This window comes from Paenibacillus sp. LjRoot56, from assembly GCF_964253335.1.
GTDB classification, from domain to species: domain Bacteria; phylum Bacillota; class Bacilli; order Paenibacillales; family NBRC-103111; genus Paenibacillus_E; species Paenibacillus_E allorhizoplanae.
On sequence record NZ_CAXURV020000001.1, the window covers coordinates 1839717 to 1853145 of the forward strand.

General features: G+C 50.2%; 12 protein-coding genes, 1 pseudogene and 1 riboswitch. Of the genes and pseudogenes, 8 read left to right on the forward strand and 5 right to left on the reverse strand.

Annotated elements, in window-relative coordinates:
• Positions 1–72: 72 nt before the first annotated feature.
• The 3 genes from gcvPB to gcvT are packed head-to-tail and all read right to left on the reverse strand — an operon-like array spanning position 73 to position 4012.
• Positions 73–1530 (reverse strand): aminomethyl-transferring glycine dehydrogenase subunit GcvPB, encoded by a 1458-nt coding sequence (gene gcvPB, locus ACSQ8O_RS08220; protein ID WP_436241163.1) that lies wholly within the window; start codon positions 1528–1530, stop codon positions 73–75.
• Positions 1527–2882 (reverse strand): aminomethyl-transferring glycine dehydrogenase subunit GcvPA, encoded by a 1356-nt coding sequence (gene gcvPA / locus ACSQ8O_RS08225; protein WP_436241164.1) that lies wholly within the window; start codon positions 2880–2882, stop codon positions 1527–1529. Before gcvPA ends, gcvPB begins: the two co-directional genes overlap by 4 nt.
• 35 nt (positions 2883–2917) lie before the next feature.
• Positions 2918–4012, reverse strand: coding sequence for a glycine cleavage system aminomethyltransferase GcvT (gene gcvT / locus ACSQ8O_RS08230; RefSeq protein WP_436241975.1), 1095 nt, complete (start codon positions 4010–4012; stop codon positions 2918–2920).
• Positions 4013–4225: 213 nt separating this feature from the next.
• Positions 4226–4322, reverse strand: a riboswitch (glycine riboswitch).
• A gap of 198 nt (positions 4323–4520) precedes the next feature.
• On the opposite strand from gcvT, the gene gcvH reads away from it, so the two are divergent.
• Together gcvH and ACSQ8O_RS08240 are read left to right on the forward strand one after the other, a co-directional pair.
• Positions 4521–4910: a glycine cleavage system protein GcvH gene (gene gcvH, locus ACSQ8O_RS08235; protein ID WP_065857454.1), complete on the forward strand. Its 390-nt coding sequence runs from the start codon at positions 4521–4523 to the stop codon at positions 4908–4910.
• 44 nt (positions 4911–4954) lie between these two features.
• The gene (locus tag ACSQ8O_RS08240; RefSeq protein ID WP_436241165.1) at positions 4955–5551 is read left to right on the forward strand and encodes a sulfite oxidase-like oxidoreductase; all 597 of its coding nucleotides are present in this window, start codon (positions 4955–4957) and stop codon (positions 5549–5551) included.
• Between the two features lie 270 nt (positions 5552–5821).
• On the opposite strand, the gene ACSQ8O_RS08245 is transcribed toward ACSQ8O_RS08240, so the two are convergent.
• The gene (locus ACSQ8O_RS08245) at positions 5822–6631 is read right to left on the reverse strand and encodes an AraC family ligand binding domain-containing protein (RefSeq protein ID WP_436241166.1); all 810 of its coding nucleotides are present in this window, start codon (positions 6629–6631) and stop codon (positions 5822–5824) included.
• A 142-nt stretch (positions 6632–6773) separates the two neighbouring features.
• Here ACSQ8O_RS08245 and ACSQ8O_RS08250 point away from each other — a divergent pair, with 142 nt between their 5' ends.
• Genes ACSQ8O_RS08250 through ACSQ8O_RS08265 form a run of 4 tightly spaced genes read left to right on the forward strand, consistent with a single transcriptional unit; the run spans position 6774 to position 11111 of the window.
• A complete protein-coding gene (locus ACSQ8O_RS08250; RefSeq protein WP_436241167.1) occupies positions 6774–7697 on the forward strand; it encodes an aldo/keto reductase in 924 nt (307 codons plus the stop codon).
• Positions 7694–9646 carry a hypothetical protein gene (locus ACSQ8O_RS08255; RefSeq protein WP_436241168.1) on the forward strand — a complete coding sequence of 651 codons (1953 nt, stop codon included), beginning with the start codon at positions 7694–7696 and terminating at the stop codon, positions 9644–9646. The genes ACSQ8O_RS08250 and ACSQ8O_RS08255 overlap by 4 nt, the downstream gene beginning before the upstream one ends.
• Complete coding sequence (locus tag ACSQ8O_RS08260) at positions 9637–10470, forward strand: amidohydrolase family protein (RefSeq protein ID WP_436241169.1); 834 nt, start codon at positions 9637–9639, stop codon at positions 10468–10470. Before ACSQ8O_RS08255 ends, ACSQ8O_RS08260 begins: the two co-directional genes overlap by 10 nt.
• On the forward strand, positions 10467–11111 hold the full coding sequence (locus ACSQ8O_RS08265; protein WP_436241170.1) for a hypothetical protein: 645 nt from the start codon (positions 10467–10469) through the stop codon (positions 11109–11111). Before ACSQ8O_RS08260 ends, ACSQ8O_RS08265 begins: the two co-directional genes overlap by 4 nt.
• A 552-nt stretch (positions 11112–11663) precedes the next feature.
• Here the strand turns inward: ACSQ8O_RS08265 and tlp are convergent.
• Entirely contained in the window at positions 11664–11885 is a 222-nt protein-coding gene (tlp, locus tag ACSQ8O_RS08270) for a small acid-soluble spore protein Tlp (protein ID WP_436241171.1), read from the reverse strand.
• A gap of 297 nt (positions 11886–12182) precedes the next feature.
• Here tlp and ACSQ8O_RS08275 point away from each other — a divergent pair.
• A pseudogene (locus tag ACSQ8O_RS08275) lies at positions 12183–12356 on the forward strand (small acid-soluble spore protein H); the annotation flags it as partial.
• 486 nt (positions 12357–12842) lie between these two features.
• A complete protein-coding gene (locus ACSQ8O_RS08280) occupies positions 12843–13418 on the forward strand; it encodes a TetR/AcrR family transcriptional regulator (RefSeq protein ID WP_436241172.1) in 576 nt (191 codons plus the stop codon).
• Positions 13419–13429: the final 11 nt, after the last annotated feature.

Genomic DNA, 13429 nt, shown 5'->3' on the forward strand with positions numbered 1-13429 from the left:
GATCCCTAAAGTAGCATTTCTACTTTAGGGATCAGCCTTTTCACATATTGTCGCGTAAGTTTGATGTGCGTGTTACCCGCAGGTACAATTCAGAACTGGCTTCCGAGCGGCCAACGCCTCATCCATCCGACTGACAACAGTTGTGTATGGGGCATTTTTAACCAACTCTGGATTCTCTTCTGCTTCTTTGGCAATGGCGATCATCGTATCGATAAAGCTATCGAGCGTTTGCTTGCTTTCCGTTTCCGTCGGCTCGATCATGATGCATTCTTCCACGCTGAGCGGGAAGTAGATCGTTGGCGGATGGTAGCCGAAGTCGAGCAATCTTTTGGCAATATCGAGTGTACGTACGCCCAGCTTCTTCTGGCGATTCCCAGATAGCACGAATTCATGCTTACAGAAGCGGGGATGCGGTACGTCGAAATACGGCGTTAATCGAGCTAGCATATAGTTGGCGTTCAACACAGCGTATTCGGATACTTTGCGCAAGCCCTCGGGACCCAGCGTACGAATATACGTGTAGGCACGGACAAGGATGCCGAAGTTGCCGTAGTAGCCTTTGACGCGACCGATGGACTGCGGATAGTTGTAGTCGAAATAGAAGCTGTTATCTTCGCGCTTGGCTACGAGCGGCGTCGGCAGAAAAGGAATCAGCCGCTCTTTAACGCCGACAGGGCCAGCACCTGGACCGCCGCCACCGTGCGGTGTGCTCATGGTTTTGTGCAGGTTGAGATGGACGACATCGAAGCCCATGTCCCCTGGTCGCGTGATGCCCATAATGGCATTCGCGTTCGCGCCATCATAGTAAAGCAGACCGCCTGCAGCATGCACGATTTCGGCGATCTCGACGATTTGTTCTTCGAACAAGCCGAGCGTGTTTGGGTTCGTCAGCATGAGAGCGGCAGTGTCGGAGCCGACAGCACGGCGCAATTCGTCGAGATTGACGAGGCCGCGATCATCGGATTTGATCGTTACGGTTTGGAACCCAGCAACCGTTGCACTGGCTGGATTCGTGCCATGCGCCGAATCTGGACAAATGACCTTGGTACGATGCTCGCCGCGGCTTTCGTGATAAGCACGAATCATCATGAGCCCCGTCCATTCACCATGTGCGCCAGCCGCAGGCTGCAAGGTTACGCGATCCATGCCCGTGATCGCTTCGAGATCATGTTGGAGATTGTACAATAGCTCCATTGCGCCTTGTATCGATTCTTCCGGCTGATACGGGTGAATATGGGCGAAGCCGGGGAAGCGGGCGACGTCTTCGTTGATTTTGGGATTATATTTCATCGTACACGAGCCTAGCGGATAGAAACCATTATCTACGCCAAAGTTGCGACGAGATAGCGCCGTGTAGTGGCGGATGACATCGACTTCATATACTTCGGGTAGGTCAGGTTCGAGCTGCCGCCGAAACTTGGCAGGAAGCAGTTCATCGATATTCACGTCGGGAACATCCGATTCAGGTAAGGAATACGCGACGCGTCCAGGATGGCTCATTTCGAAAATAAGGGCTTTTTCGTTGTTCATACGAGTTCCTCCAATGCGGCTGCGAAGGCATCGATATCTTCGCGTGTTCGTTGCTCGGTGACGGCGATTAGCATATGGCCGGCTAGCTCTGGATAGTCGCGGCCGAGATTGTAGCCGCCGATGAAGCCCTTGTGAAGGAGCTGACGATTCAGCTCCTCGATGTTCGTGCCGTCCGGCAGCTTGACGGCAAATTCATTGAAGTAGCTGCCAGTGAACGGCAGCGCAAGCTTGGTTGACGCGGCAAGGCGATTCGCCGCGTAATGGGCTTTGCGGACGTTGAGCGTGCCAACGTCCTGAATGCCCTTCTTGCCCATCGTGGACAAGTACACGGATGCGCAAAGCGCGAGAAGCGCCTGGTTGGAGCAGATGTTCGACGTGGCTTTCTCACGTCGTATATGCTGCTCCCGCGCTTGCAGCGTAAGCACGAATCCGCGCTTGCCATCGCGGTCCACGGTTTGGCCCACGATGCGCCCCGGCATGCGGCGCATCCAGCTCTCCGCGACGGCGAAGTAGCCGCAGCTCGGCCCTCCCAGCGCAGCTGGGATGCCGAGCGGCTGGCAATCGCCAACGACGATGTCAGCGCCGAGCTTGCCCGGCGCTTCGAGCAGCCCGAGCGTGAGCGGATTCGCGCTCACGACGAGCAGCGCGCCCGCGCCGTGCGCGAGTGGCTCCACAGCCGCGATATCCTCCAAGCAGCCGAAGAAATTCGGCGATTGGAGGATGACGGCGGCAGCGTCGCTCTCGAGCTTGGACGCGAGATCGTCTAGATCGGTTACACCTTCGGGTGTAACCGCGATCTCGACGACGTCCAAGTTCAGCCCGCGGGCGGACGTGCGCAAGACAGCACGCGCCTCCGGGTGCACCGCGCGGGACACGAGCAGACGGCTGCGCTTCGTCGCGCCGCTGGCTAGCGCGCCGGCTTCGGCAAGCGCGGTTGCGCCATCGTACATCGAGGCGTTCGCAACGGCCATGCCGGTGAGCTCACAGATGTACGACTGAAATTCAAAAATCGCCTGCAATTCCCCCTGACTAATCTCCGGTTGGTAAGGCGTGTACGCGGTATAGAACTCGGACCGCGAGATGACATGATTGATCACCACCGGAAGGTGATGATCGTAGATGCCAGCGCCGAGGAAGCTGGCGTAGCGCTGGAAATCCGCGTTGCGCCCTGCCAACTCGCGCATATATCGGAGTAATCCCTGTTCACTGAGGGCATTCCCCACTTGCAGTTCACCCTGAAACCGCACCTGCTGGGGGATATCGCTAAACATCTCTTCCATGGAGGAGATGCCGATGGTTTCCAGCATTTCCTTTTGATCCTGTTCCGTAATAGGTAAATAACGATGTTTCATAGCCAAGGACGCTCCTTTCAACCCGGATTCGGGGATCATTTCTTTTTGTGAAAAGGGGTAGTAACGACTGAAGCTTTCACTTGCGCGCCTCTAATCTCTACAAAGACTTCCGTACCTAGGGCGCTATACGCGGAATCAATCAGAGCTAAGCCGACATTCGTTTTGTACGTTGGAGACTGCGTACCTGTTGTTACCTCACCAATCTGTTTACCTTCAGCGTATACGGCATAATGAGGACGCGGAATGCCGCGTTCTTGCATTTCAATGCCAACAAGTATACGTGGCACACCATTTGTTTTTTGCTCGAGCAGGGTATCCCGCCCTATGAAATCACCTTTATCCAGCTTTACAAAAAAGGAAAGTCCTGCCTCCAGCGGCGAAATCTCCGAGGATAGCTCCTGTCCGTAAAGGGGGAGTCGTGCTTCAAAGCGAAGTGTATCTCGAGCACCCAAACCAGTCGGGATGAGCCCATGCTCTTCTCCAGCTTTAAGCAGGTTCCGCCAGAGTGAGATCGCATCCTTTTGATCGACATACAGTTCAAAGCCATCTTCACCTGTGTAACCGGTGCGGGATAGCAACGTTGTTACTCCGGCAACTTTCACATCAGAGAGGAAATGGAAGGTCTTCAATGTGTGAATCGGTGCGTCGGTCAATTTAGCTAAAATGTTTAAAGCCTTCGGACCTTGCAATGCCAGCAAGGCAGTCTCATCAGAAATGTTGCTCAGCTGGACCTGACCTGTCAGGTGCTGCTGCAGCCAAGCGATATCTTTCTCAATGTTGGAGGCATTGATAACAAGCATGTAGTCATCATTGCTGAGCTTGTAAACGAGCAGATCATCAACCACACCGCCACTCGGGTAGCATAGGAGGCTGTACTGGCACTGTCCTTCTACCAGTTTGGATACATCATTCGTCGTAACGCGTTGTACAAATGCGAAAGCATCCGGGCCTTGAACACGTACTTCACCCATATGCGACACGTCAAAAAGCCCCGCTTGACTCCTGACAGCATCATGCTCTTTTTGAATGCCAGTGAACTGTACAGGCAGCTCCCAGCCGCCAAAATCAATGATTCGCGCGCCATGTTCCGCGTAAATCGGGAAGAGCGGTGTTCGTTTCAGCATGCGTATAACCTCACCTTCCATCGAGTGATTTTCCGTTGTTATTATTTCCAGGAATGCAAAAAAGGAGCAAAAGGTATGCAACACAAACATACCTTTTGCCCCTGTCCTTTGTACCTGAGAGTTGCCTAGAACGGAAGAACCTATTCGCTCAACCGTTAAGTTTCCCCTTGGGTGTCCGATTTCCCGTGTTTAACGAGTGCTCGAAGCTCTCCAGAGTCGCGTCCGATACAGGTCCTTTTGCCTGAGAGATTCACCGCTTTGGGCTTACTCCTTCGGCGCCGCCATCGTGCTCGGCAGTCTCTCCCTGTATCCTCATTCGCCAATATTTAATTAGCCTACTTAACTTCATTATGTGTCTAAATTGGTGTGGATTGTCAACAATAACTTTTGATCTAGAGGGTCAGCGGAGGTTCGGCATGGTCCTTTCACAGCTTCTCGTACAGCCGTCTTGACTTTGATGTTCACAGTAGATTAAGCTAAAAGCAAAATTTGTAAGTAAGTGAGGCGTGGACTGATGAGTAACGTACAAGCCAATTTGTTATACACCAAAGAGCACGAGTGGGTAGAAAAGCTATCGGATACGGTGGTTCGCATAGGGATTACCGATTTTGCACAAGATCAATTAGGAGATATTGTATTCGTAGAGCTTCCGAAAGTTGGCGCTTCTGTAACAGCCAATGAGAGCATTGGGAGTGTGGAATCGGTCAAAACGGTTTCGGATATTTTCTGTCCGGTATCAGGCAAAGTAACGGCTGTGAACAGCACACTGGAAGGCTCGCCAGAGCTAGTTAATAGTGCGTCTTTCGGTGAAGGCTGGATGGTTGAGGTTGAAATCTCAGGACCGGAAGCATTGGAAGGCTTATTAAGCGCTGCGGAATACGGCTCCTATATCGGTAACGACTAAGTTATTTTGATTTCGATGCAAGTAGAACGGATGGAGGTTTTTCCATGCAATTTGGGCAAAAGCTGCCGCAGGATCCGAATGATCGTGTTCCTCCTGGGCAAACGCTGACACAAGGCTGGCCTGTGCTGCACTATGGGTCCGTGCCCTACTACAACGACATGAGCAAATGGGATTTGCGTTTGTTCGGTTTGGTGGAAGAAGAGTTCACCATTTCGTACAAGGATTTCATGGCGCTACCGCGCAAGGAATTTGCTAACGATATACATTGTGTCACGACATGGTCCAAGCTGGACAATATATGGGAAGGCGTTGCCGTCTCAGAGCTTATGAGCAAGGTGAAGTTGAAACCAGAAGCAACTCATGTGATGTTGCATGCGGAGCATGGGTGGACGACAAATCTTCCACTGGAAGATTTCCTGTTGGAGACGTCGTTCCTAGGCATTCGACATAATGGCGTGTTGCTGACACCTGACCATGGAGCACCTGTACGGATGGTGGTTCCGCATCTGTATTTCTGGAAAAGCGCCAAATGGCTGCGAGGCATCGAGTTCATGGCGAAGGATAAGCCAGGCTTCTGGGAGCGGAATGGTTACCATATGTACGGAGATCCCTGGAAAGAAGAACGCTACGATTTTGATTAATGGTTCAAAAACTTAAGTGGCAATTAATAATTATTTGCGGGTATGAATATGAATTGAGTATGTTAGAGTAAATATAACAAAAGAGACGGATTCGCGGTCCGTCTCCTGCACAACACTTGGATGGAGACACTCCAAGTGACATACCGGAAATGAATAACCCCTACCCTATGGCGCTAACCTGAGTGGGGTTATTTTCTTTTCATATAGGTTAGTTACTATATACTATTTGAAGCCTGCCATCGATAGGCTTATTTTCATTTTTAGGAATAATCAGGAAGTTTCATAGGATGTATTTCCACTCTCCAATTTGGCCTTCTCTCTATATGCTGTTGGTGAAAGACCAATGGTCCGTTTAAACATGCGTGAAAACATGAGGGGGTCTTGGTAGCCCACGGATTGGGCAATTTCGGCGATCCCGAGAAGCTGCCTGCGGAGAAGGCGGCAAGCTTTTCTCATCCGAACATCGGTCAAATATCGGTAAGGTGACATGGACAGGCGTTGCTGGAAAAGACGGCATAGGTATTTAGTATCCAACCCTACATAGTCAGCGATTTCGTTTAGAGTTATTCGATCGGCATAGCGGGTGTTCATAAAGGAAACGGCATTGCGTACATGGTGTCCGACATCAGCTCTTAGCGGGGGCGCATCGTCCGGTATGGCTAGCGTTCCGAATATTTGGTACAGCAGAGCGGTCAGTAGGAGCTCCTTGGCCGATTCCTTGCGCAGGCTCATTAAATTACCAAAAAGAGATTCAATGGACAGTAACGAGTCAGCCGTCCGAACAGGTGACAGGACAGAAAATCCGGCCAGTTCGACCAGACGGGGGGCCAACGTCCCGACAAAGCCGAACCACGAGTAGTGCCAGGGCTCATCCGGATCAGCATGATACGAGTGGACGGTGTCCGGCATAACGAGGAACAGTTCACCAGGGCTAAGCGTTTCCGTTCGGCCTCCTGTCGAGTAAGTGCCGTATCCGCTGTGAATGTAATGAAGGATGTACATATCTCTTACAGAGGGCCCGAATGACATGTTAGGCAGGCAACTTTGTGTGCCGACCTCGAGCACAGCCAGATCGGTCAATCCGATCGGTTCCGTATAAATAAATTCCATGTTTGCTTTCGCCTCTTCCTCAAATAGAGAAGATATGCCATGAGATGGGGAACTCTGGCTATTTTGATTATAAAGGATGAACACTACAATTTATAGTAGGAGGGATTAACAAATGGAGTATACTACATTCGGCCGTACCGGACTTCGAGTATCGAAACTCGGGCTAGGCGGCGCACCCCTTGGAGGGGTTTTTGGACCCGCGGATGAACGCGACGTCGAGAAGATGATCCATGAGGCGTTGGATAGCGGCATCAATTTTATCGACACGGCACCGAGCTACGGCAGAGGTGAGTCGGAGCGTCGAATCGGCAGGGCGCTGAACTGTGGTAGAAGAAACGAGGTCGTGTTGGCATCGAAGGCAGTAGGTCCCGGAGAATCGTTCGATTATGTAACGACGATTCGCTCCGTTGAGGATAGTTTGGAACGGCTTCAAACCGATTGGATTGATCTGCTGCAAATTCACGATGTGGAGCAGGTTCCGTATGAAACGATTGTGAACGAGACGCTTCCTGCCCTAGAGAAGCTGCGGGAAGACGGAAAGATTCGATATATCGGTGTTTCGACAAGGATATTATCACTTCTGGGGCGTTATGCTCGGCTAAATCGGTTTGACAGTATCCAGTTTTATGCGAGATATATGCTGATTGATCATACGGCGAAGGACGAACTGCTCCCTCTCGCAGCAGAGAAAGAAATCGGTGTTATTAACGGTAGCGTGCTCGGACTCGGCCTGCTTGCCGATACACCGGCACCCTTTTTGAGGCCGAACCTCATCGAGGAGGCAGCGAATCGGATGGAACAGCTCAAGTTTTTGCGTAAAGCAGAGCCACATGGTCTCGTTGAGCCAGCCATGCGTTTCAGCCTATCGCATCCGGGCATTCACGTTACCTTGACGGGAGCTGCCACATCGGATGTGCTGCGCACGAACTTGGCATTTTGCGATGGGCAGGGACTGGATCCAGAGGAGCTGCAACGGGTATATGCCTTATTTCAGGGCAAAAGTTTATTTCCAGCGGAGAAGGAGGAATCGAAATGAACATACAAGGAAGCATGTTGCCAAGGATTGTAGCGGAAGAGCGAATGGTTGCACCAGAGTGGGCGCTGCAGGAACAGTGGTTATTTGCTACGCTGAATCAGGCGGCGAAGGAGTTTGTGGAGCGTTACACACAGCCGGATGGAAGCTTGATTTGGCAGAAGGAATGGCCGGGTATGGACGGCTCGGATGATCCCTATGAAGGGTTCATGAATCTAGCACTGCTTTACGTGTTAGGGGGCAGTCGTGAACTCCATGAAGTATCGCGAAAGATTTGGGAAGGGATTACTTGGCAATGGACCGAGTATGGGCAAATTCACCGAGAATTTGATGCTTACTATGATTGGATGCATCATGGCGAAGGTTATTTGTTTCTCTACTTTCTCGGACTTGCTGGTCCCGTTACACGCAAGGACAAGCAGAGAGCAGTTCGTTTTGCCAGCATGTATATGGGAGACGATCCGGATGCTCCGAATTACGATAAAGAACAGAAGCTTATCCGATCACCATTGAACGGAAGTAAAGGTCCGCGGTTTACGGTGTCGGAAGAGGATTGGGTCACGCATCGCAGCATTCTCGACGATTATCCTGCACCGTATGAAGATATTCCAGGTGTTGATTTTGCGAGCGGCAAATGCCCTTGGTCTAACGATGACGTATATCAGAAGCTGATTGCGATGATGAATGAGCGAATGAACCGGGGCGATGTCCCGCTGAATTTGAATGCAACCGGATTGGTTGCGCATGCATTCATGCATAATGGCGACGCCGTCTATCGCGATTGGGTGGTCGATTATCTCACAGCATGGGAAAAGCGTACTGGTAATAATGGAGGCATTATTCCCGACAATGTCGGTCTGTCCGATGTAATCGGCGAGTACAATGACGGCAAATGGTGGGGAGGCTACTACGGCTGGAGATGGCCGCACGGCTTTATGACCATTATCGAGCCGCTGACGAACGCGTGTATGAACGCCGTTTTACTTACGGGAGACATGAACCAACTTGAGCTTGCCCGTTCTCAGCTGGATGCCAACTGGGCGCTGCGGCGGGAAGAGAATGGCCAGATACTCGTACCGAATAAGCACGGGGATAATGGCTGGTATGATTGGCGAAAGGCACTGCCGAAGTATCCGGTCTATTTGTGGACGATGTCCATGGCCGACGAGGATTTAGAGCGGCTAGAGCGGATTCCGAAGGATCATGATTGGAATGAAATAACTGTGCCTGTCGTATCAGGAAGGGACAGCCGGACAGGAAGGGAAACGAAGCACTATATCGGCAATACAGAGCCTTGGTTCCAGTACATTCGAGGGCTAAACCCAGATTATCCGAAGCGGATATTGGCCGCCAATATGGAGCTGGTCGGTCGACAACTCGAGCGAATGCGCTCGGATCAAGGCGATCCGCACGGGTGGAAAAGCGGCTTTGCAGACGGTGACTTTTCTAACATTCATATCTGGCAGGAAATGTGCCCGATTTATTTCGAGTCGCTTGTACAGCTGACAATGGGAGGACCGATGCATATCTCGCACGGTGGCCTGCAGCATGCTAGAGTGCGCTACTTTGATTCGCAGGAGAAACGGCCAGGTCTTCCACATGGCGTATCAGCCTTAGTGGAGGCGCTTACAACGGACGGCGTGACGCTGCAGTTATGCAACACCAGCTTATTTGACGAGCGAGAAGTCGTCATTCAGGCAGGGGGCTTTGGTGAGCACGAATTTACCGATGCCCAGCGGATTGACGCAGATGGGCACCCGCAAGGATCGCTAGCTGAGCTCAAAGGAAAATGGCTGGCAGTTCATCTGAAGCAAGGCTCTGGCATTAGGCTGAAGCTTGGCATGAAGCGATACGTTAATCCGCCGAGCTATGAGATGCCGTGGCCGAACCCCTACGCTGCTGATCTACTGGCAGGGCGTAAGGGAGAGGAAGGCGAAGCACCGTGTATATAGACAGCCATGTTCATTTTTGGAAGCCATCGCGTGGTGATTACGGTTGGTTGAAGCCCGAAAATAAGTTGCTCTATAAGGACTACTTGCCAGAGCAGCTGCTTCCGGAGCTGGGCGCTTTCGGTGTTAAGGGGCTTGTAGCCATACAGGCCGCCGTTAGTTCTGAGGAAGCGGCGTTTCTGTTGGAGCTGGCGCAGATCTGCCCGATTATAGCCGGTGTGGGAGGAGGACTCGATCCGTTCGCGGATCTTTTTCACGAAGAGCTCGAGTCCTTGAAGGCCAATCCGCGCTTTACCGGTATCAGACTTGGCGGCAGCGCATTTCGCTCTGTACGATCCGAGACCGACCAGAACAAGCTGCGGTCGGCGCTCGCTGCGCTAATGGAGGCTGAGCTGACGCTGGATCTGCTCGTACAGCCTGATGACCTTTCAGATGTAGCGTCGTATTTAGAGGAGCTGCCGCTGCTAAAGGCGGTCGTCAACCATCTGGGCTGTCCGAACATTCGGGAGCAGCGAATGGGAACGTGGCAATCAGGCATGGAGCGGCTATCCCAGCTTCCCTACGTGGCGGTTAAATTGTCCGGTATGATCACGATGGCAGGCGGATTTCATCCTGAAAGGCTTCGGCCTTATATCGATCATTTGCTTCAGTTGTTTGGCAGCGACCGGCTATTGTTCGGCAGTGATTGGCCGGTCGCCTTGCAGGCAGGTGGTTATATGGATGTTATCAATTTGTTCGAGGCAGTGCTTCCTGATAATCTTGCAGAGGAGGAGAAGGGAATGATTCGCGCGGGCAACGCCAGCCGATTCTACCCGATACTGACATGATGAGAAGGATGTATAGGGCGCAGGTGAAGGAAGGCTGCGAAGTGGGCTTCGCGCTCTCGTTAGCCCAAGAAGCCGCAAGCTGGCAGCGCCAACTTCGGGGGCAGGGTGTAGTGAGTTGCTCGATTTTCACGAAGGGGAGCGGTGTATTTCTCTATTTTGAAACGACGGGCGAAGGCTGCGAATGGGAATGGCCAACCACGTGCAAGCTGTTGCTGGAGACATGGCCGGGCGGTTTTGGAGGCGTGCAGAGGTATGCCGTTCCGATGCTCGATATATACCACGATGGTGAGCCGGAAATGAGGGAAGATCGATTACAATCCGGCCGTGAGCGAGTCGGTATGCTTGCGAGATTGAAACCGTCGAAGTACAGCAGCTATATCTTCTATCATTACGCTATGCAGGAGGAGAAACCGAGCTGCTTTAATCCGACTTATATCATTGGGGCGCATGAGGAACTGATCTTCTCCTATCATGAGCGTCCGGCGCCCGCGTTCGAACACGGGGCGACGCGAATGAAATGGCCTGCACCGATTACGCCAGAGAACTGGCACACGATCATGGAGCCGCATTTTATCCCCTGGTCGGACAGTGAGCTGGGGCCAGTCTTGTGGGAAAAGTTGGACACCATCTTGTCATTTTAATAACTGAACATATAGCGCATAAACATTCCTTCCAGAAGGGACGTAGATGCGCTAGGGCGAGTAACGGGGGGCAAGGGGCGTGCTCCCTGCATTCTTTATGGCTTGAAGTGACGCACTAACGTTTACATTCCTTGACACGAAGGCAAAATGAGTTTGGCGCCGCGCTATAACTATTGCTAGAAGCTTATTAGAAGGCGGAGGCGTACTGAAAGAGATTATATTTACAATAACCAGGAAGCATTCTGACCCCAAAAATGATTTAATTAAATTATCAAATGATGCACGTAAAGTATTAAATCTTGATCCTTCTAAGCCAGAAATAATCCAGCCGTTAAAACAAGTAATAACAGGATTGGCGGATGCACATCACGCTATTTTGATGGTTAATGCCTCGAAAACGATAGCCTTCTTTATAATAAATACGAAGAAACGGCAGCCATTTTTTTCTCAACTATCGGGCATAGAAAAACACCCCATAGCGGACTTCGGTTGAACCAGAATGGTTATCCGATATCTCGACTACAGGGTGAAGTTAATAAGTAGGGAAATCTGTTATTCTTGTGCGTTGGATTCGTCTTTTTTCTCTGCGATAAATCCATTGATGCTCTCTTTGCGGCGAGCATTTTTGGATTCGATGCTCTCTTTGTCTACAGCAGAAATTTCATCCGCATGTTCATCCAAGTATTCCTCAGCTTCGTTTAGATTTGCCATTGTATTATCGATGGCATTCTGAATACGGGCTGGATTATCTTCGCGATTGTCTGGCTTAGCCATTGTAGTTCCCTCCCTTTGTTGCGATAGATTAACATCCTGTTATACAATTCCAAATGATCAATCAAATTATTCATTCAAACAAAAAAACGGCAACTGCGTCCCTTTAGGACGAAAGCGTTTATATAGAAATATAACCGATAAAACGCCAAAATCTCGTTAGCCACCGACTGAAGGCCAGGCGACCTGAAACAGAAGAGCAGAGGATTGTCCTCGGGATTTTAACGTGAGTAACATACCATGAATACATCCTTTCAAACGTACAAATAATGTAACTAGTACGTGAAGGGAGGACAAAAAATGAACATTCAACGCGCTCAAGAGATTGCAGTTTCACCAGCCATGGTTGATGTTACTTATAACGGGACGCCAATCTACATCCAACATGTCGATGAAAAGAATGATACAGCCAGAATTTATCCTTTGGATCAACCGGAAAACGAGCAAAGCGTCCCTTTAAGCAGTTTAGTCGAGAGCTCACAAATGTTAGATATTGTAGACATTAAAATGATATGCCCGTCACCTAAATGATAAGAAATATGTTAATCATGAATCAATGAGCGATTTCTAGCATATTCCATGAGATATTATGGATCAAATTATCGAGAAAATAATGAAAGTGAATCTAGGGATATTGATAAGCATGTGTTAGGCTTATGTGCTCCCACTAAATACTTGAAATATTAAGAGCCGCGTAACTCACTTGAGAAACGCGGCTTTAGTCTTATTTTCGTAAAAAAGCTTAGAGAGACTAACGGGCAGATTACTCTAATACCTAACAAATGCTATTCTTTAGAAAGTGGTGATCGAAAAGCAGAGGTCCACTAATTTTACTTAAAAGTCTGTAATCCATTTTATCCATCTTTTCCTAGAAAAAGCTAACTTTCATATCTGCAGAAAATACTGGACTTATCGTTCCGGAAAAGTATATACTCTACCTACAGAAACGGAGGGAGAACCATGGGACGCTACAAAGAGTTTGATAAAGAAGCGGTGCTTCATAAAGCGATGCTCGTTTTTTGGAAGAAGGGCTACGAAGCGGCAAGCATTCCCGATTTGCTGGAAGCTATGGATCTTAGCAGATCAAGTCTGTACGAAACGTTCGGGGACAAACAAACGCTTTATATCGAGGCGATCAACTGGTACAAGAAGTGGAAGCAAGCCAAACGGGACATCCTCGTCAATGCGACATCCGCAAAATCGGGAATCCGGCAGTACTTCGAGATACACATCGATTCCGCCTTGGACGGCGAGTTGCCGAAGGGCTGTCTCATTACTAATGCAGCAGTCGGCATGGATTCGCCAGATGAGCAACTGAATGCGTTGATCAGGGAGCGGTTTGACGAGTTGGAGAAATCCTTCTACGAGCTGCTGCGCAAAGGTCAGGAGACGGGAGAAATCAGGCCTGAGAAAGATATCAAGACTTTATCTTATCTGCTCTCAAACCTGAATCATAGTATAAATATCGTTGCGAAGGTGCAGGGTGACCGCAGCAAGATGCAGCAGATGATAGACATGGTGATGGAAATGATATAAAACATTTTTTT

Excerpts from the sequence above, each read along its gene's own strand:
- ACSQ8O_RS08240 (WP_436241165.1), top strand. The coding sequence starts at position 4,955 with ATGCAATTTGGGCAAAAGCTGCCGCAGGATCCGAATGATCGTGTTCCT.
- tlp (WP_436241171.1), bottom strand. The coding sequence starts at position 11,885 with ATGGCTAAGCCAGACAATCGCGAAGATAATCCAGCCCGTATTCAGAAT.
- gcvPB (WP_436241163.1), bottom strand. The coding sequence starts at position 1,530 with ATGAACAACGAAAAAGCCCTTATTTTCGAAATGAGCCATCCTGGACGC.
- ACSQ8O_RS08250 (WP_436241167.1), top strand. The coding sequence starts at position 6,774 with ATGGAGTATACTACATTCGGCCGTACCGGACTTCGAGTATCGAAACTC.
- ACSQ8O_RS08280 (WP_436241172.1), top strand. The coding sequence starts at position 12,843 with ATGGGACGCTACAAAGAGTTTGATAAAGAAGCGGTGCTTCATAAAGCG.
- gcvH (WP_065857454.1), top strand. The coding sequence starts at position 4,521 with ATGAGTAACGTACAAGCCAATTTGTTATACACCAAAGAGCACGAGTGG.
- ACSQ8O_RS08265 (WP_436241170.1), top strand. The coding sequence starts at position 10,467 with ATGATGAGAAGGATGTATAGGGCGCAGGTGAAGGAAGGCTGCGAAGTG.
- gcvPA (WP_436241164.1), bottom strand. The coding sequence starts at position 2,882 with ATGAAACATCGTTATTTACCTATTACGGAACAGGATCAAAAGGAAATG.
- ACSQ8O_RS08255 (WP_436241168.1), top strand. The coding sequence starts at position 7,694 with ATGAACATACAAGGAAGCATGTTGCCAAGGATTGTAGCGGAAGAGCGA.